The sequence below is a fragment of the Natroniella acetigena genome, assembly GCF_023227745.1.
Taxonomy (GTDB): domain Bacteria; phylum Bacillota; class Halanaerobiia; order Halobacteroidales; family Halobacteroidaceae; genus Natroniella; species Natroniella acetigena.
The window spans coordinates 15,230-33,363 of record NZ_JALKBX010000005.1 but is presented as its reverse complement, the minus strand read 5'-3'; the positions used below and the strand labels follow the sequence as shown (position 1 = coordinate 33,363).

Genomic DNA, 18,134 nt, shown 5'->3' with positions numbered 1-18,134 from the left:
AATAAAAAATAGCTCTTCTAAAGGGTCACTACTCGCTTTTGTAGATAAAGGAGCACCAGGTTTCCCTTTAAAATAAATCACCTAATCTTCTTCTTTGAGCTAAATTCCAGTAATCTAAATTGCGATTATTATCTAAAATTTTCCATTAGATTGGCCCAAATTTATGGTAGTCTTTCATTATAGATCACAGGCACCTTTTCTTGCTTATTCACTCCAAGATTATTTTTTTAAGTACTTCTTTAAAAAATATTGTTCATAATAAGCATCTAGATACTCTTCAGCTGCTTTAGCTAAATGAAGGGGAAAAGGTAATCTGATTGGTTGTCCAAAACTCACTGGAAATGAACGATGCCTTAATACCTTAGTCAACGCAATATATTCTTTTACCTCTTCCTTAGCTGTATTAAATACATCTACCTCCAAAACAGACATTCTCCTCCCAATTTTTCCTCTTTTATCTCTGCTTACAAACTCTTTTAAGTCACTACTACAACTTTGTGCATCAGTTTTAGGATTAATTAAATAATAAATCCTATCACTAACTTTAAAGACCCCTTCTTTTAAGGAACCAAACTTAACCTTTCTTTTTTCTGATAATTCAGTTTCAATTAAATGATTCCAATTTGGCGTTTCTCCTCTTTCATTAGTGACTACTCTGATAAGTACTGAATTTTTAGGTAATTTAAAGTCCATTTCTATTCCTTGAATCTTGGAAAGATTTGAATTTTGAAAAGCATGTATATACTGACGAGAATTTTGAGCATTAGTAAATATTATTTGCTTCTCATTTCGCTCGCGTAAAATATCTAAAGCTTGAGTAATATATGCCTTTTTTATTTCAGATTTAATATTATCATTTTTATCGACAAATACCTTATCCAACTGCTCAACCATCTCATGAATCTTTAATAATCCTTCTGAATAGGAAACCCAACTTATCCTTGGTAGTCTATTTTTCCATCTATACTCCTTTAAAATATCATCATTAAATACAGGAATTTTAATTTCATCATCTACAATAGCAACAAGAATCGGGAAACTAATTCTAGAGGATAATTCCTTATCGCTCTTTCCATATTCAAAACCACTTTTATTTTTAGAATAATACCATAAGCCAATTAATTGACAACCCTCTTTGCCAGATATGTTGAGCTTTTGACTTACAATTCTATTAACTGACCTTCCCATAAAACCAGTCTGCCTTAATAAATCACGAAGCCCGCTTTTATATTTAAAGAGATTATTCTCACCTTCTGGATTAAATGTAGTTATAAATTGAGATAAGTAATTATTTTTAGTTAATAAATGACGAATCAAGAACTTAGGATCAACATAATTATTAAATTCATCTTTAGATTGTAGTTCAAATAAAGCAAACTCACACTCTTTAACTCCATTAATCTTGTTATTAAAAAGCTCCTCAAACTTTTCTAAGCTTCTTTGCGACTCTTCAATCATAAATTTTTCTCTGTCTTCACTAAATTTTATAAAATTAAACTTAATTTTCTTATTTGAATCTAATATTAACCTCTCGTTTTTCATAAATTCAGTTCTTTCTTCTTTCGATATATTAATTTTAACCACTTTCCTATTTGTATTCTTAGTAGAAGAATCGATCAATTCTAAAAATTGCTCTTTTATAATCTTTCGCCACTCTTCGTTAATATAATAAGCATTAATAACCAAATCAGTAGAATCAAGTAATTCTTTTATCCTAAACTTATTACTTCTACGTCCTCTAATTTTAACTTTTTCTTTAATATTCTTTAATTCTAAAAAATCATCATAAATAATATTAGTATTATGTTCTTGATTTTTCAATGATCTAAGAACTTCACTATAGACTTCTTCTTCATCAAATTCACTACTTCCCTGATCAATTAGATGTTTCATACTTATATGACTTCCATAGATAATCCCTACACCTTTTGTTTTCTCAGGAGATAAAATGATATCTTCCTTTTGATATTCACCTTCTAAACTAAGGTTGTTAATCCAATTACTCTTATTAATAAACCCTGACTGAAAATCATATTTCCAAGCCCACTTTTCCCAATTATTAATTACTTGCAGAGGAACCTTGGCAGCATTATACTTTCTACTATTTTTATTATATATAATAGCATTTATGTTCTTACTCCCCCTTACATAATTAGGAATTTCCTTTAACAACAATGTACTCCTCAAGTTTAAAAATAAAAATGGATATTTGATATCAGGAATGGTTCTTATTGAAAAATCTAAACTATAACTCCAAAGTTTCCTCTCTTCTCCAATAAACTTAAATGGTAAATTGATCATTTCAGCTTGATCATACCCATTCATTAACTTATAAAACTTTAATTTAGAAATTCCAGTTTGATCCTTTTTATAAGATTTCAATTCTAGATTTATCTCTCCACTTAACTTATGGGCTAAATACTTAGGATAAACTCTATATAAGTAATGACTTTTATTTTGGCTCAGTTTAAACGGATTACTAGAAAAAGTAATAGTTGCTAAGCTTTCAAGTTCAATTTCATCAACTACATTCGAAATTAATCTAAACTCTCTTTTTGATAAGTTATTTTCAAGCCAATACTTAAATTTCTTTTTAAAAATATCAAAATCTTCTTTCTCATATCCCCCATCTAAATACAGCCATTCACTCCAACCATTCTCTTTATACTTTCCTTTATAGAAATCATTTTTTGCATAAATAACTGGATAGTTTAAACCTTGTAAGAGTCGACTGAACCTTTTAATAGAAAAATTACCTCTTTGCTTTTGATAATTCTTTCTTTGATTATCCATAAGAAGACTCAATTTAGTACATAAACTTGCCGATACCTTAACAATCGATACTCCTTGCAGCTTAATTTTTTCATCAGTACTTTTTAATGGAATAGAATAAAATCTGTTACCCCAATAACTCATAGCTATTCCCCCCACTTTATTTTTCATTTAAACGAATCATTTTCAACCCATTCAGCAAAATTTGATATAATTCACAATAAATCTTCTTTTCAGTTGGTTTTGATTGATTAATTAATTCCTTCAGCAATTCTCGCCAACCAATTATCATACTTGTTCTTTCATCATCACATTCACCCTTCATGGTTTTGGGAGCAAAACTACTATCTGTAAAAATTATTCTAGCTTTACTATTTCCTCTAATTGCACGGCAAGCAAACTGATAAATTTCAACTAAAGTATCAGCTAATAACTTTTCTCGTTGCCCATCAGATAATGAGGCATAACCATACATATTTTCAAAATCTCTTTGAGATTTATTGGTCTGCTTAATTAATTCTTTTTTTAAAGAGTTAATATCTGAAATTTCACCTGATTTATATTTGTTTATAGTTTTTATATAAGAATAATTAACCCAAGAAACCATTGTAGTGATATCATAAGGAATATAATAAGGACGTTTTGCAAAAAAAATAGTATTAAAACCTGCTACAAATCCATCGTCAGTTTCTATCATAATATTATAACCTCTGCCAACTCCAAGAGGCATAGATAAGTACTTAACTCCTAACTTTGCTGCCTTTTCAATCTTATTTCGAGGAAGATGATAATCTTTTTCTTTTTCCTCTGGACACACCAATGCTTTAGTATCTTCTTGATAATCAAGTAAATGTTTAGCTAGAATATCACTATCTTTATATGAACCAACCACAAAAATTGCTCTTCTTCTTTCTAAGCATTTTGAATTGTTTAATTGGGCTTGGATATAATTATCTCCATCATAGATAGGAGTTTGCTCATGAATTAAGCTAACTAATTGAGCAAAATTATTATCCCTTTTCTTTCTTGGAGTACCAGAAACCTTAATTGGAATATTTTTAGGAAGTTCCATCAATAATTCACTTTCCTGTTCTTCCTTAGAAGTTATTAACATATCAGTTGGCAATTGAATATGGTACCTAGTCGATTTTTCAAATTTAGATGTTCCTGACAAAAGCACTACATTAGTTTGAACTCCATTAATATCCCTATATAGTTTATGGAGGTTTAATAATAACCAGCGTCCTACCCCCTCATAATTTCTATACTCAATTTTAAAAGGTTCATTTTCTTTTCTTTCTTTTAATTGAAAACCATAGTTCAAACCATGAGTTTTAGGCATTACTGCTGCATACTCTCTCTTTAAAGAGTTCAATAGCCAAAGTTGATTATTTATTGGTTTCTTAATAAAAGATTTAATCCTTAGCCAATTTTTTAAGATGAATTTAAGACGAAACTTAATCATAAATAACCTTGTAATCAAGGTTATTTTAGGCTTGATTTGTTCTATGGTCTTTTTTAATGGCTTATTCCAATTTTTATGCAAGTTAGGAAATTCTCTGATTTCTTCTGGTGATATACTAACATTTTCAGTTTCAAAGAAATTTTTAACTTCCTGCTCAACAAATTTATTAAAATCTTCATCATGCTTATGCTCTCCTGAAACACTTCTCCACAGTTGATAAAGCCTATCATTAAACCCTCTCTTATTATACATCTTAGTAGCGAAATTATTAAACGTTTGAACAAAACTCTTCCTTAACTTTTTATATACTTTATTTAATTTGTCATTTTCATCTAGAGCATACTTATCATATTTGCTGTAACCAATAATTTGATCAAATAAATCCTTCCAGAGAATCTTTCCTCGGATTAACTCTCCATATATATTATGTTCAAACAACTTTCTTTCATCAATAGCAGATTCTAAAGCTCCCTTAATTTCAATAGAATCATTTTTTATTAAGTTTATCTTACGTTGAAATTCATCTTCAATCTGTTCATTAGACTGTATATGATAAAGTGAATCTTTCCCACCTAAGACATTGACTTTACTACAAAAAGTAGAATCTAGAGTATTTTGTGCTCTATCTGCTTCATCTACAAAAGTTATGTTGCAAGTTTGATATAAATATTCTAATATTGTTATTTTTTCAGTAAAAAAAGGTGCTGGCAATTTAGATTGAACTGCACTATTAACAGTAGTAATAACTATCTGAGCCTGATTTAAATCTTTCATTCGATTAAAACGAGGACAGTCAGTAACAAAAGGACAAATTATGCCTTCTTTACCTTCCTTATTCTTAATGTACAGTCTATTACAAGGGTTAGTATCATCTTCTATTTCCAATCCTTTATGTATGTTTATATTTTTTAGTAAACAATTTGAATTAACATACCTAAAGGAATTATTAGCATCCTTAACCACTTCTTTATTATTCTCTAACATAGAAAGATAGCTTTTTAAATGATCAGAGATACGATTATTACTCATCAAAGGAACAGCGTTCATCCCTAATTTATTAAATTTATTTACCATTTCAAATACTTCATTGGTAGAATTCAACATGATACTACAACGCTTGTTCCGTTTTACCGCTAATCCATAAGAAACTACTTGAATTATAGTAGATTTACCAACCGATAATGCCCCCAATGCATTTAACATTCCATCTATGATAACTGGTTTGTTAACTAACTTATCATCTTCAGGAATAGAAAAAACTAATTCTTTAACCCTCTCATTCCAGTAATTCCAATCTTTACTCTCTAAATTTTCTTTTTCTAGCTGATCCATTTCTTTAGCCCAAATTTTTAATTCACCTATAATAATCTTAACCTTTTCTTGCTCCACAGGTGACATATCCATAGTTATAGGCTGGTAATTTTCTTGTAAGTATTCTCGAATTTCTTTATCTAATGGTATTTCCTTCTCAATATCCTTGCTGCTTTTATAATAAACTTTCTTAACATTATCTAAGTATTTTAAAGTTTTATTCTCTTTGAAGGTCCTCTTTTTCCATTGGGAATACTCCAATTTTCTCTCTAATTCATCTAGATAACGTTGATACATCTTTTTAGAACGAGCATTTGGCTTCAAAATAATCTTTTCCTCTGCAAATTTTAGTATTTTCCATTCCTGAGGAAGTTTTTTATAGTTATCAAAGGCATCTTTTATTGAATTTTTGTAATGCCAATTGAATGTTTCTTGCAATTTAGCCACCTTTTCTTTAGCATACTTTTTAAAAATAGGAACATCTGCATTAGTTGGATAGCTAAAAATTTCCCAGACATCCTTTATCTTTGGAACTTCTAAACTACCCAATAAAAAACTACTAGCCATTTCAACTTTAGCAATCATAACAACAGCCCTATTTATTGACCAGTTTTCATCTTTAATTTGAACTTTATTGCCTTTAGATCTATCACCCTTTTTTACATATTGTTTTAACTCCTCTACTATTGTTTTATATTGACTATTGAAATTAGCCTTCATTTATCTCGCCACCTCTTTCAGCTTTTACCAACTCTATTACGTCCTCTACTCTTAAGACTTCATATTCTGCAGATTGATTCCATTGGGCTTCAATGATGTTTAAGTCTTTCTCTTCAACATCATTAGGTACTACTAAAAAACCTAGATCATAATCTAGTCCCTTCAAAAAATCATCTTCTTTATTTAAAGTTTCACTCAATTTATACGGATAAGCCCAATCTTTAACATCGATGGCCCAGTTTTGATCTTCAAATTCAATTAATAAATCAGCTTTATCAGCTTCAGGATAAAGCTCAACTTCAAGTTTATAATTATCTTTTATTCCCTTTAATTTATCGTATAATTTCAATTCAGGGATTCCAGGAATTGTTACATAATAAGCTACTTCTTCTTGAAGCACATAAAATAAATCTTTCTTATTTACTTTTTCTGCTCTAATTTCATCCCTTCCTCCACCTCTTTTCAAACACTTTCTATGTAAACATTTAAAATCTCTTTTACTATCTTGTTTTATTACTCTCAATGGATAATTACAATAAGGACATCTATATATTTTCTGATCCATAAAATCATTATATCCTAATGGAGCATCTTGATAAAAACTTGTAAAAAAAGACATAATTTCAGGAGAATTAAATTTCAGTTCTAAAAACATTTCAATATTATCGTCAACCAAAGCAGACAACTCTTCTCTAATATCCCAAATAAGTTTACTATTATCTTTTATAACTGGATACTTAATCAATTTTTTTCTTACTTCAGTATACAACTTAGAGTTTAAATTATTTTCTAAAATAAATCTCTGTAATTCAGATAATGGTTCAGTTGCCTCACAATTATAATTCTTAGAAAGATCAATTGCTAACTCTGTTAATTCATAATTATTATTCTTCTTTTCAAGTAAAGGCTTATTTAAATAATCATCAACTAACTCTATTCCCCAATCATTAATAGGAGTAGTTATAAGTTCAAGCTGCTTGTCCAAAGTTAGTGGAAAAATATTATCACACTTATTTTTAATAGTATAAACATAAAGTTTATTAGTTACTGAATACCAGTAATTTTTGATCTGAAAATAATTAATACTTTCTTCTTCGTCTAATAGCCTTACTAAAGCATTTGAATACTCTTCTAACAAATCTAGTAATGAATTATTCATAGTTTAAATCTCCTTATCTAATTTAAAACAAACTTTTCTCATATTACAGTAGTTACAATAAGAATCCTTACTTCTTCTTTTAAATTTTCCAATGGGTAAAGGAATATTTTCTTCAAGCTTCTGTAACTTATTATGAAAAAGATTAAATTGTTCTTTTATCTCTTGCTCAAACTTCTTAAGCTCCTTTTTCTTAATATTATAACTAAACCTCTTTTGGTTTTGTAAATAAGCTGCTATAAATACACTATTACAAATATCATCAATTTTTACCTCTGGAAATTTATTTAATATAAACAAAGCATATAACAAGAGCTGTTTTTTATCCCTTTTTATATTAGATGAGCCTGTTTTCCAATCAACTAAAATATACTTTCCACTTTCTTTAAGTTTTAATAATAAATCAATATTAGCATAAAATTTGGTATTAAATAAATCGACACTGATTGGTTCATCCTTATCTAGCAAAATTATTTCTGAAGATACTTTTAATGCTTCTTTGAAAATGGTATTATTTTCTAATTTATTAGCTATAGCAGCAAGTCTATATTTTACTTCCTCATTTCTATTTACAAATTCTCTGGAAGATTCCTTCCAACCATTTAGAATGATTTCTTCCAAAATTTTATCCTCTTTTCTTAGCACATTACCTTTTAACACTTCTTTACTCTTTTTTATTGCGGTATTTTTTAACTGATTATATTTACTAAAAATAGAGCCTTCAACATCCCAAAACATTTGTAACTGCTTTTGCCTCCGAACTACTCTTATACGCTCAGTAATTACTTTATGTACTACTATACCAGCTAAGGTATATCTTTATGTACTACTATACCAGCTAAGGTATATAGGGTATTTAGTTTTCTAGCTTTATATAATTCCCACTTTAATTTTTCGGAAATTCCTAAAGCTTTATTTTGCCACCAATAACTGTATAAAGCATAATGTCGTTCACAATTTTCAAAAAGTTTAATTCTTTTAAAGGAAGTAATAATTTTAGTATTATTTAACTTCATAATTTCTCCTTCCTTTGTCTATGTAATATTCCCAGTTATTTGTAAAAAATACCATTTCAGCAATAATTAACTTAATCCCAACCTATTAATCATATTATTCATCATAACACACCAAATTTCCTACCATTTATTCTAAATTGATTAACTATAATAGCACGAAGTAAGCGAGAATACAAACAAGCTCAATAAACATTGTATTTAATTTGAAAATCTATCACTTATTAATATAAAATCAAGCCACTATAAATTTTCCTAAACCATTTAAGTAATTACTTATTACAAAGAAGATAATCTTTTGGAGTTGGAAAATAGTGGTGAAGTAGCACCAATTACATTATTATATAAAAAATCATATAAAAAAGACCAACCTCACTAGGAGATTAGTCATTTTATAATATCTACTTATTTTAATTTAGACCTAACAAACTTAAATATCTTTCCAGCCATTTTAATAGCTTCCTCTACTTCCTTTTTAGCAGGTGTCAATTCATCCCCTGGATATCTAAATTCTACTGCATAAGGAGTTAGTTTTTCAGCTTGATTTTTAAATTGCTTAAATTCCTTGTCTATATTATTACAAATCTTAACTAGCTTAGTTAAATTGTGAGTTTTACTAAAACTTTTAGTTTTATAAATTATAAATGCTTTTAGGGATTTTTCAGCACACTGCTGGGTATGATAAATTGCTGCATCTAATATATCACCTTCCATCAATACTTCAGCAGCTTTTAAATCATTTTCAGCTTTTTTAATCCAAGCTTCTATACTAGGATTCATAAACTTTCCTCCCATTTTTTACGATATAGCTACAAAAACTATATTCATCATCTAAAAGTTTCTCATACTCTTTTTTAGTGTAAACTATAATGTCTACTGCTATATCTATATCCCATAAAGAACTATATCCCTTAATAGATCTTTTATATTTCTTTTTATCTGATCTATTAACTATAATCAATAAATCTAGATCGCTATCTTCATTAGGTTCACCCCAGGCATAAGAACCAAATAAATATATCATTTCAGTCTCTGGTTGATATGTTTTGGCCAATCTTTTAACCACTTTGTCTATCTCTTTTTGGGTAATCTTCTCTTCTTTTATTGCTTCCATACTGCTCACCCCTTTCTAGAGGCTTAACCACTATATTACATATTATATCATACTATATTTTATTTTAAACCTCAAAAAAACAAATATAAATAAATTACCAATTTGCAAATTAAAAAGAGTAACTATTAAGCTACTCTGTAAGATCACCTGATAACTATCTAAACCAACTATTAAATTAACTTACTAATGGATTCTAAATGTAATATTTATCAATCAATTCCCCTAGGGATAAAGGTTCCCACACCTTGTTTACTTATTGACTATCCAAATAGATAGCTTTCGAAGAATTTGATATTACTATTTATTATGGATTATATCAACTAGAAGTATACGATTAATATTTCAAAAAAAAGAAAACACCCTCTCAGGTGCTTACTTGATCATTTCAATAATTTCATATGATAAATTTTATTTATAATCAGATATTTAGCTTAGATTATTACATAGATTTAATCATTACCCTTTTACCTGAAAAAGCTATCCCTATCTCTAAAACATTGTTAATTCCTTTCCTTATAAGGTCTTGTCTATACCGCCTATCTTCAATCTGCTCTAAAGCATCTTCAACAGCTTCCTCTAAATCCTCATTTCTATGTTTATTTACTTTCTTAAACTCTATTACTACCTCTAATTTATTAGTATCTTTAGGAATAATCATTACATCATAACGACCATAGCCACTTTCACGGTTTGAATTTACTTCATAATCATCACGTAAATTTAGTAATAAACCTAGTACAAAAGCATGATATACCTTCTCAGGACATCTAAAATTACAATCCCACGAAGAGTCTTCGCTTTTTAAGACTCGGAGGAGGGTATCTCCTCCAACATCAAAATGAGGTTCCCCCATTAGATTAGACACATAGTTTAGACATTTTTCTCTCGTTTTCGTACTCTTCTGGACTTTTATAATCTAAGGTTGAATGTAAGCGATTTCTATTATAGAAAATCTCAATATATTTAAATATATCCTGTTTCGCCTGACTTCTAGTTTGGTATTTATTATGATAAACTAGTTCTGTCTTTAGTGTACCAAAAAAGCTTTCTGCTACTGCATTATCCCAACAATTACCTTTACGACTCATTGATGATTTGAACTTGTTCTGCCAAAGTAATTTTTGAAAAGCATGACTTGCATACTGGCTACCCTGATCTGAATGTACTATAAGACCTTTCTCAGGGTTACGCCTTTTTATGGCCATATTAAGAGCATATATGACTAAATTCTTAGTCATTCTCTTTTGCATTGACCAGCCAACTATTTTACGAGAATAAAGGTCTATCATGACTGCTAAATACAACCAACCTTCTTTGGTTGATATATATGTAATGTCTGAAACCCAGACTTTATTTTTTTCAGTTACATCAAACTTACGCTCTAAAAGGTTTTCTTTAATTGGCAAATTATGATTAGAATCAGTAGTAACTCTGAATTTTCGCTTCTGTATTGCTTTTAATCCCAGTACTCTCATTAATCGTTCTATTCGCTTTTTATTGCACTTGAATCCTTCTTTCTTGAGTTGTTTATAAATACGTGGACTACCATAGCTTCCTCTACTTTCGGAGTATATTTGAGCTATTCTTAATTTTAATTTATAGTTTTCTTGTTTTCTTTTACTTGGTTTACGATTTAACCAACTGTAATATCCAGATCGGGAGACACCTAGTACCTGACACATTCTCGTTATAGGAAATTCATTGCGGTGCTCCCGAATGAAACCATATTTCATCTTGGTTTCTTTGGGAATATGCCTACTGCTTTTTTTAATATATCACGTTCTTGTTTAGCAATACGCAGTTCCTCTTTTAATTGTTTAATTTCTTCCTGTTCAGGTGAAAGTTTTTGCTTACCTTGACCGGGAAAAGCTTGATCCTTGTTATCTCTATACTCTTTACGCCATCTAATTAAGTTATGGTAGCTAAGCCCTAAATCTTCAGCAATTTCTTTGCAGGTTTTTTCTGAATTGAAACTTAATTCAACAGTTTCACGCTTAAATTGTTCACTATAAGTTCTTCTGTCATCGTCCATTTGAAATCCCCCTTGAAGTAATTATATTATATATCTTAACTTACTGTCTAGCAAACAGGGGGAAGTTCAGTTGATATTCACCTGCTATAGCCCTTTTTATTCTCTCTAAAGCTAGATTCCAATCTTTAGATTTTGAGCCTTTAAAGTCAATCTTAATAACAGGATGATTACCCATCTTTTTTAAGTAATTATTATTTAATTTCTCTATCTTTAATCCTTTAAACAAATTAGAATTATTCTGTCTTTTTTCAAAAAAGTAATGTAACATTGAAATATTAAGGCTCTTACCAAATCTTCTAGGACGAGGTAATAAAATTACTTTTGCATCTTCATCAATTACTTCTTTAATAAGAAGGCTTTTATCTACATAATAGTAATTATCTTCTCTGGTCTCCTTAAAGTCATTAATACCTATCGGTAATTTTTTCTTCATATCCCACCCTCCAACTATACCTATTTCATTATAAGTAAAAATTCTAATGATCTATCCCATAAGAACCAAAAAGATAAACAGCTATTATGTCCTCTTCTTAAACTAAAATCATCTATTGTCTCCTTTATTTAATATAACTTACAAATTTCCTTGATAAATAGTCTATAATCAATCAAATTATTTTGTAAAATACTATAAATTTCTGTCTCGTCAACTTTGCTATACATATGAACTACTCGATTCCTAAATTTAGTCATTACAATATATTTCTCCTTACTTTCATCAGAAATCATTCCATTTTGAGCAAGAATTCTAAATCCATCTGCACTTGTTTCAGGCTTTGCTAACCTTTCATTAGCAATAATTTTATTAGCTATATCAATCATTATCTCAACTGACGTCTGTAATAAATGTTTAGTTGCTTCTATATTTCTAAAATCCTTTAAAAACTCATCCTTAGATATCTCTTTTAAAGTCTTAAGTTTATCTAAATTATCTTCTAACAGCTTAATCTTATCAATTATCCTATCAGTCACTTAGATATTCCTCCTTTAAGGCTCTTTTATACTCATCATAGTATTTATTCAATCTAATTCGCTCATCGTAATAATAAGTCAATACATATTGAATAAAATCACTTACCTTGTCTTTATTCCTTTCATAGATTAGATCTCCTGTTCTAATTATCTCATGCTGCAGATGGATTGGAACTTTATTTAAGTTAACTAAATCTATATCTTCTACTTTCAGTATTAAAGAGATCTGAGCCATTATCTCCATCTCTCTCATTAAATTAATCTCTTTATCCTTTTTAAATAAAATTGCAAAATCTATATCGCTCAACTCCGTCTGACGATCTGTTCCATAAGAACCAAAAAGATAGACAGCTATTATATCCTCTTCTTCTTTGAAGTAACCTTTTAAATGCTCTAATTTTTCTTCAATCTCAATCACCTAAATCACCTCTTATCTTTATGATACCATAATTTGATAACCTTTAAAATAAAAACCTATTAACCCTTCCTCAATCTCTCATCTGGATCATCAAATTCTACTTGCGCCGAATCAAAATCCTCTGGATTATACTTCTTTCCTACCCAATCTAAGATAGCTTCATACTCCTTATCTTCAGGATCCTTCAATATCTCCAGCAACCTATAATATCCACCAACTCCACCACAATCTTCTGGAGGACAAGCCCTCTCCCCAGCTAAACAAAATGGATATTCTTGATCCCTTTCAGCAGGAGCAATCTCTTCTAATTCTAATTCATGCCCCCAGTAATCTCCAAAATCATAAATATAAGTTGCACTATTATTCTCATTATTAAAATAATCCTCTATTCTTTCTTCCCAACTTACCTTTAAATTATCAGCAAATTCTAGATTAGGAAAACCTATCTCTATTTCTTCCCCTGTTACTGGCTCAGCTATTCTAAATTCATGCAAATGATAATCCAACCAGCCCATAGCATCTTGAATTGCTACATGCAAGTCCCAAAAGGTATAATTTTCTGGCACCTCAATTCGTCTCCAGATCAGTGATTCAATCCCCTTTAAGCTTAGCTTAAAACGATAGATATTCTCTTGTCGGCGTTGGCCCATTCTTTCTCGAAAGGTCTTTTGGAGGCTTTCACTAGGAAAGGTATCTTCTAAAGTTAAAATTGGAGTATCATTGTTGGCTTTATTGAGCCTAATTAAATTCATTCGTTCTGTAGGCAAAAAATCATCAATCCTAAATTCTGTATCCCGCTTCATATTATTTAGTGTTGATATTACACTCCGATTATAGGTCTTAGTATATTTAACTTCTCCTGCTTTAGCAAAATATTCTGTTATATACTCTTTATTTATTCTATCAGCCTTAAAATTTTTCTTAATCGCAGCTCGACATAAAGCGGTAAAATTTTCAAAGTCTTTCTTCTTTAACCCATACAAAAAGATAGAATACCTTGTAGCTACATTCATTAACATAATGCACTTCCTCCTATTAATTCTAAATAAGTGAGCATGCCAATTATAAAAATCATCTCTATCTTCTTCTGCTACTACTTCAATAGGAAAATTTATCTCATCTCTTAGCTTCTTAGTACAATTAAAAATTAACATTAATGATCTCTCCTTAATAGAAAATTTAAAATCTAAATTCTTTTTATTACTATTATATCTCATTTGAAGAAGTATTAAAAATATAGTTTTTGCTTCAAAAATGACTTAGCCGGACTAACACATAGTGTTAGTATAAAAGTATGGACACATTTAGTTAAACAATGTAAAATTAGAGAAAGGATGTGTCCAGAATGGGATCTACAGCTAATATATATACTTATATAAGGAGAATCCATGGATGTTGAAGCTTATGAAAAAAGGATAGACGACTTAGATCCCATAAATCAAGAAATTGTGCAGGAACTGATAAAAGAGGATAAGGAACATTTAAGAAAATTTGAGGCTAGGGTCGATGAAGAAAGAAGAGAAAATTAAAGGTTCTTCCTCGATTTTTGTGAAAAATAAATTAGCTGACATACCTAATATCAACCTATATGAAAATTATGGATAATAATTAATAATAAAACATTGATTGTTTTCCTAGTAAAACCTGATAAATGTCTTATAGACTATAGTTATCTATAATTGATAATAATGTGAATTTAAAAATTAGGCTTATCCTACTTAATTATTAGCTTAAAATTCAAAATAATTCAGGAGCATTTGAATTCTGCTAGAACTCGTAGGTTAAAATTTTCCTGATTACGATAATTATATCCTCTACGTTTAATATTTTTGATTTTATGATTATTACCTTCAACTAGCCCATTAGAAATAGGATAATCATAATAATTCAAAATATATGGTAGCCAATTATCAATAGTTCCACAGAAAGAATTTAATTCTGGGATATCATATTGTGCTACTAAATCTTTAAAATAGTCAATAAAACTAAGGGCATATTCTTTTGTTTTAATCTCAAAAAATTTTCTGAACTCTTCTTTTAAATAATGTAGTTTAGCTAATTGAGGATACTTATCACAGGCTAATACTAAGTTTGATATTTGTTTTTCTGTGAGATCTTCTATATTTTTAAGAAGTGCCCAACGTATTTTAAAGACTTCATCCTTTTTGCCATATTTTCTAATGCGATAAAGTTAGAAAGAGTAAAGAGAAGAAGTTGAAGTAAATATATTTACTTCAACTTCTTTTGAATATGAAAAGAGGTCTGCTGATAATTATATATTTTGTTAATATCCACTGTTCAAATAATTAATTTAATTTTACAGCAGTTCCATAAGCTAAAATCTCTGCAGCTCCTTGCATAACCTGAGAAGTAGAAAAACGAACATTAACAACCGCATCCGCTCCCAACCTTTCAGCTTCTTTAATCATCCTGCCAATAGCTTCTTCTCTAGCTTCAGAAATCATTTCAGTATACCCTTTGACTTCTCCACCAATCAAATTCTTTAATGAAGCTCCAATATCATTTCCAATATGTTTAGCTTTAATAGTATTTCCTTTTACTAAACCTAAAATTTGCTTAATTTTTTCACCTGCAATTTCTTCTGTATTTGTAACTAACATAATAATCCTCCCAATAACCTTTTGTTTATAGTATATTCTACTTCACTACAAACAAGCTAGTTATTTTAACTTTCTTAGAGTCCTTCTCTTCTACTACTTCAATTTTTTAATAGTACTGAATTTAAAACCTTTAATTCTGTTCTACAAACTGAATCCTAAGCCCATCGGGTTTTACGTGCAAAATCTATAACCTATTACAATTTTTAAAAGAGCTCCCCCTTATTATTTTCTATTGACCCCCTCACTATTTAATAAAACATTAGGAAATAGATCACTAGCTAAACCAATTAATAAATATTTTAAAAAGATCATTGAGGTAGTTCCAAACTCTTTCCACGGGCCAACATCTGCAACAATATTTAAAGCAGCCAACTCCCAAGGTTAGTACAAAGTTGGCCCGAAATAAAAAAGCCAGATCTGTTTAAGATCTAACTGGGCGTTTGGGTTGGCCCGGCATATCAAAATATTTATCATTCCTCAATTTCTCTATTACCATAGGTTTCTAATTCAAGTATTCTTTCAAAATCTTCCCCGATAGTCTCTTGCTTAATCAAACCTACATTCTTAGCATAATAATGATAAGTCTCATTATTATCTTCCTCATTAAGAGAAGTAACCCTTACTTGAATTACATCATAAAATGTTCCAGCGGGAACTGTTATAATTTCATCAGTAGCAACAATTTCTCGTTGTTGATCATTTGTTTCCCAAGTAGCTCCTTCTTCAAGTGGTTGTTGTAAGATTAATTCTTGAACCTCAGGCTCTTCCTCTAATTCTTCAATTAAATTATCTTCTTCATAGAACTCAGCTTCTTCAATTATTTTTCCTATTTGCTCTTCTTGAACTGTATAAACCAAAACTATATTTGTACCAGTACCTTTATCTAAGATTTGAACATAAGGCTCTTCAGTGAACATAATTTCTCGTTCTAAAGAAGGATGAATTGGCCCCTCACCACTAAAATCATAGATCATTCCTTCTTGCATAGGTAAATAAGCTTTTAAATTAACCTCTTCTACTTCTTCCTGCTCTTCTTGCTCCCCTTGCTGAGGAGGAGATTCTTGTTCTCCTTCACCAGGAGCACATCCACCTATTATTAATGCTATTGTCAAAACGATTAATAGTAAGATTAATATTTTTTTATTAATTTTCCTTCCCTCCTAAGAAAATTTATAGCAACACATACATTATTTTATCACATTACAAAAAAATAATTTACTAAAAGATAAATTAAATCATTAATAATAAGGTTAATTTCTGCTTAAGTTGGTATATCAAGAATCAATTAACTTTTCATAAAAAATCCCCCTAGTATTGATACTAGGGGGTAATTAAAATTAGGAGGTCAATAATCTCAATAATCTATTAATTATAATCAGTTGTAACCCATCTTGTTTTACTATCTTCATCTAAAGGAATTATAATAGTAGTTCCCTCCGCTAATTTTTCATTAGCATCTTCTAAATAATTTGCCTCAAGAATAGAGCGATTTGTTATACTATTTTCATAAGAAAGATCAAAGATATACTCTCCACCCTCTGCAACTTCATAGATCTGATGCTCAGCAAAGAAAGCTGGATTAACAGGCATCAAAATCTTTTGAACTGCAATTACCTCTTCATCTTCCTCTAATTGATTAATCCTTCTTAAGATATCTTCTGCAATCTCGAATTTTTCTGCAATCTCTGTTAAAGTTTCATTTTGAGTAACTTGATAATAATTATCAAGTTTTTGATTCATTCTTCTTAAATAAGCAAACTTATTTGAATTATCCAAAAGAATAACTAATTCAATTCCTTCTTCAATTCCTTCAGAATCAGAAATATCATTTGTATCTAAAATCTCAGAAACGCTTACCCCAAATGTATTTGCAATATCATTGATCTCTTCATCTTCCTGTACTGTATAAACAAAATATTGAGGAGCAATCTCTGTTGATTCATCTTCTTGCTCTTCACTAGGAAGAATTAATTTCTGACAAACATATAAATCATAAGAACTTTCAATCTCATTCAACTCAATTAATTCTTCTACAGTTACATCATATTGTTGAGCAATACTCCATAAGCTTTCCCCTGTTATGATAGTATGATAAATATAACTACCACTACTATCCCCATAATTGAAATCAATAGTAACTACTAATCTTTGTCCTATATAGATATTAGTAGGACTAGAGATATCATTTTGATCAATTATGATCTCAACAGGTAGATCTACCTTTTCAGAAATTTCATATAACGTATCTCCATTTTGAACAGTATAGACATCTTGAGCTTCTGCTTGGACTACTGGTACAGTGATCATTGCAGCCAATAAAGTAATAAATAGAAATTTTTTCACTATAATTTCTCCTTTCTTTTTTCACTGGTCATTATGCTAACATAAGTTATAATTTAGAGCAATGGTAAAGTTAGTGTCCAATATTTAAAAAATCCATAAAATCAATGATAATGGTAAATCAATTAAAAATTATTATCTATAAATTTCATCTATAAATATAGCTTCCTTCTGATAAAATAAACAATAAGTATTAAAAATTT

General features: G+C 29.4%; 19 protein-coding genes. 1 reads left to right on the top strand and 18 read right to left on the bottom strand.

The window, feature by feature from the left end; translation table 11 throughout:
- Positions 1-219: 219 nt before the first annotated feature.
- The 13 genes from MWH25_RS02280 to MWH25_RS02220 all read right to left on the bottom strand — a co-directional run bounded on the left by MWH25_RS02280 (position 220) and on the right by MWH25_RS02220 (position 14,124).
- On the bottom strand, positions 220-2,916 hold the full coding sequence (locus MWH25_RS02280; protein ID WP_248625380.1) for an RNaseH domain-containing protein: 2,697 nt from the start codon (positions 2,914-2,916) through the stop codon (positions 220-222).
- Positions 2,917-2,932: 16 nt separating this feature from the next.
- A complete protein-coding gene (locus MWH25_RS02275; RefSeq protein WP_248625378.1) occupies positions 2,933-6,268 on the bottom strand; it encodes a hypothetical protein in 3,336 nt (1,111 codons plus the stop codon).
- Positions 6,258-7,427: a restriction endonuclease-related protein gene (locus MWH25_RS02270; protein ID WP_248625376.1), complete on the bottom strand. Its 1,170-nt coding sequence runs from the start codon at positions 7,425-7,427 to the stop codon at positions 6,258-6,260. The genes MWH25_RS02275 and MWH25_RS02270 overlap by 11 nt, the downstream gene beginning before the upstream one ends.
- A gap of 3 nt (positions 7,428-7,430) precedes the next feature.
- Complete coding sequence (locus MWH25_RS02265) at positions 7,431-8,162, bottom strand: PD-(D/E)XK nuclease family protein (protein ID WP_248625374.1); 732 nt, start codon at positions 8,160-8,162, stop codon at positions 7,431-7,433.
- 68 nt (positions 8,163-8,230) lie between these two features.
- Complete coding sequence (locus tag MWH25_RS02260) at positions 8,231-8,440, bottom strand: hypothetical protein (RefSeq protein ID WP_248625372.1); 210 nt, start codon at positions 8,438-8,440, stop codon at positions 8,231-8,233.
- Positions 8,441-8,842: 402 nt separating this feature from the next.
- Complete coding sequence (locus MWH25_RS02255) at positions 8,843-9,217, bottom strand: HEPN domain-containing protein (protein ID WP_248625370.1); 375 nt, start codon at positions 9,215-9,217, stop codon at positions 8,843-8,845.
- A complete protein-coding gene (locus tag MWH25_RS02250; RefSeq protein WP_248625368.1) occupies positions 9,207-9,551 on the bottom strand; it encodes a nucleotidyltransferase domain-containing protein in 345 nt (114 codons plus the stop codon). Before MWH25_RS02250 ends, MWH25_RS02255 begins: the two co-directional genes overlap by 11 nt.
- 439 nt (positions 9,552-9,990) lie before the next feature.
- Positions 9,991-10,404 carry a PD-(D/E)XK nuclease domain-containing protein gene (locus MWH25_RS02245; protein ID WP_248625366.1) on the bottom strand — a complete coding sequence of 138 codons (414 nt, stop codon included), beginning with the start codon at positions 10,402-10,404 and terminating at the stop codon, positions 9,991-9,993.
- 4 nt (positions 10,405-10,408) lie between these two features.
- A protein-coding gene (locus MWH25_RS02240) for an IS3 family transposase (RefSeq protein ID WP_248625364.1) occupies positions 10,409-11,583 on the bottom strand; the annotation gives its coding sequence in 2 pieces (ribosomal slippage) (positions 10,409-11,322 and positions 11,322-11,583; 1,176 coding nt in all).
- 40 nt (positions 11,584-11,623) lie between these two features.
- Positions 11,624-12,016, bottom strand: a complete 393-nt coding sequence (locus MWH25_RS02235; RefSeq protein WP_248625362.1) for an AAA family ATPase — start codon at positions 12,014-12,016, stop codon at positions 11,624-11,626.
- Positions 12,017-12,144: 128 nt separating this feature from the next.
- The gene (gene hepT, locus MWH25_RS02230) at positions 12,145-12,552 is read right to left on the bottom strand and encodes a type VII toxin-antitoxin system HepT family RNase toxin (RefSeq protein WP_248625360.1); all 408 of its coding nucleotides are present in this window, start codon (positions 12,550-12,552) and stop codon (positions 12,145-12,147) included.
- Entirely contained in the window at positions 12,545-12,970 is a 426-nt protein-coding gene (gene mntA / locus MWH25_RS02225; protein WP_248625358.1) for a type VII toxin-antitoxin system MntA family adenylyltransferase antitoxin, read from the bottom strand. Before mntA ends, hepT begins: the two co-directional genes overlap by 8 nt.
- A gap of 59 nt (positions 12,971-13,029) precedes the next feature.
- Entirely contained in the window at positions 13,030-14,124 is a 1,095-nt protein-coding gene (locus MWH25_RS02220) for a plasmid pRiA4b ORF-3 family protein (RefSeq protein ID WP_248625356.1), read from the bottom strand.
- A gap of 234 nt (positions 14,125-14,358) precedes the next feature.
- On the opposite strand from MWH25_RS02220, the gene MWH25_RS02215 reads away from it, so the two are divergent.
- On the top strand, positions 14,359-14,499 hold the full coding sequence (locus MWH25_RS02215) for a hypothetical protein (RefSeq protein WP_248625354.1): 141 nt from the start codon (positions 14,359-14,361) through the stop codon (positions 14,497-14,499).
- A 218-nt stretch (positions 14,500-14,717) separates the two neighbouring features.
- Here the strand turns inward: MWH25_RS02215 and MWH25_RS13110 are convergent, their stop codons facing one another.
- The 5 genes from MWH25_RS13110 to MWH25_RS02195 all read right to left on the bottom strand — a co-directional run bounded on the left by MWH25_RS13110 (position 14,718) and on the right by MWH25_RS02195 (position 17,934).
- Entirely contained in the window at positions 14,718-15,152 is a 435-nt protein-coding gene (locus MWH25_RS13110; RefSeq protein ID WP_428832788.1) for a transposase, read from the bottom strand.
- A gap of 124 nt (positions 15,153-15,276) precedes the next feature.
- Positions 15,277-15,591, bottom strand: coding sequence for a YbjQ family protein (locus MWH25_RS02210; RefSeq protein WP_248625352.1), 315 nt, complete (start codon positions 15,589-15,591; stop codon positions 15,277-15,279).
- A 222-nt stretch (positions 15,592-15,813) separates the two neighbouring features.
- Positions 15,814-15,963 (bottom strand): hypothetical protein, encoded by a 150-nt coding sequence (locus MWH25_RS02205; RefSeq protein WP_248625350.1) that lies wholly within the window; start codon positions 15,961-15,963, stop codon positions 15,814-15,816.
- Positions 15,964-16,061: 98 nt separating this feature from the next.
- Complete coding sequence (locus MWH25_RS02200) at positions 16,062-16,703, bottom strand: TapB family protein (RefSeq protein ID WP_248625348.1); 642 nt, start codon at positions 16,701-16,703, stop codon at positions 16,062-16,064.
- A 253-nt stretch (positions 16,704-16,956) separates the two neighbouring features.
- Complete coding sequence (locus MWH25_RS02195; protein WP_248625346.1) at positions 16,957-17,934, bottom strand: muramidase family protein; 978 nt, start codon at positions 17,932-17,934, stop codon at positions 16,957-16,959.
- Between the last annotated feature and the right edge of the window lie 200 nt (positions 17,935-18,134).

Bases quoted from the DNA above. Each gene is read 5' to 3' on its own strand.
- MWH25_RS02280 (WP_248625380.1), bottom strand. From the start codon at position 2,916: ATGAGTTATTGGGGTAACAGATTTTATTCTATTCCATTAAAAAGTACT.
- MWH25_RS02275 (WP_248625378.1), bottom strand. From the start codon at position 6,268: ATGAAGGCTAATTTCAATAGTCAATATAAAACAATAGTAGAGGAGTTA.
- MWH25_RS02270 (WP_248625376.1), bottom strand. From the start codon at position 7,427: ATGAATAATTCATTACTAGATTTGTTAGAAGAGTATTCAAATGCTTTA.
- MWH25_RS02265 (WP_248625374.1), bottom strand. From the start codon at position 8,162: ATGTTTTGGGATGTTGAAGGCTCTATTTTTAGTAAATATAATCAGTTA.
- MWH25_RS02260 (WP_248625372.1), bottom strand. From the start codon at position 8,440: ATGAAGTTAAATAATACTAAAATTATTACTTCCTTTAAAAGAATTAAA.
- MWH25_RS02255 (WP_248625370.1), bottom strand. From the start codon at position 9,217: ATGAATCCTAGTATAGAAGCTTGGATTAAAAAAGCTGAAAATGATTTA.
- MWH25_RS02250 (WP_248625368.1), bottom strand. From the start codon at position 9,551: ATGGAAGCAATAAAAGAAGAGAAGATTACCCAAAAAGAGATAGACAAA.
- MWH25_RS02245 (WP_248625366.1), bottom strand. From the start codon at position 10,404: ATGGGGGAACCTCATTTTGATGTTGGAGGAGATACCCTCCTCCGAGTC.
- MWH25_RS02235 (WP_248625362.1), bottom strand. From the start codon at position 12,016: ATGAAGAAAAAATTACCGATAGGTATTAATGACTTTAAGGAGACCAGA.
- MWH25_RS02220 (WP_248625356.1), bottom strand. From the start codon at position 14,124: ATGTTAATTTTTAATTGTACTAAGAAGCTAAGAGATGAGATAAATTTT.
- MWH25_RS02215 (WP_248625354.1), top strand. From the start codon at position 14,359: ATGGATGTTGAAGCTTATGAAAAAAGGATAGACGACTTAGATCCCATA.
- MWH25_RS02210 (WP_248625352.1), bottom strand. From the start codon at position 15,591: ATGTTAGTTACAAATACAGAAGAAATTGCAGGTGAAAAAATTAAGCAA.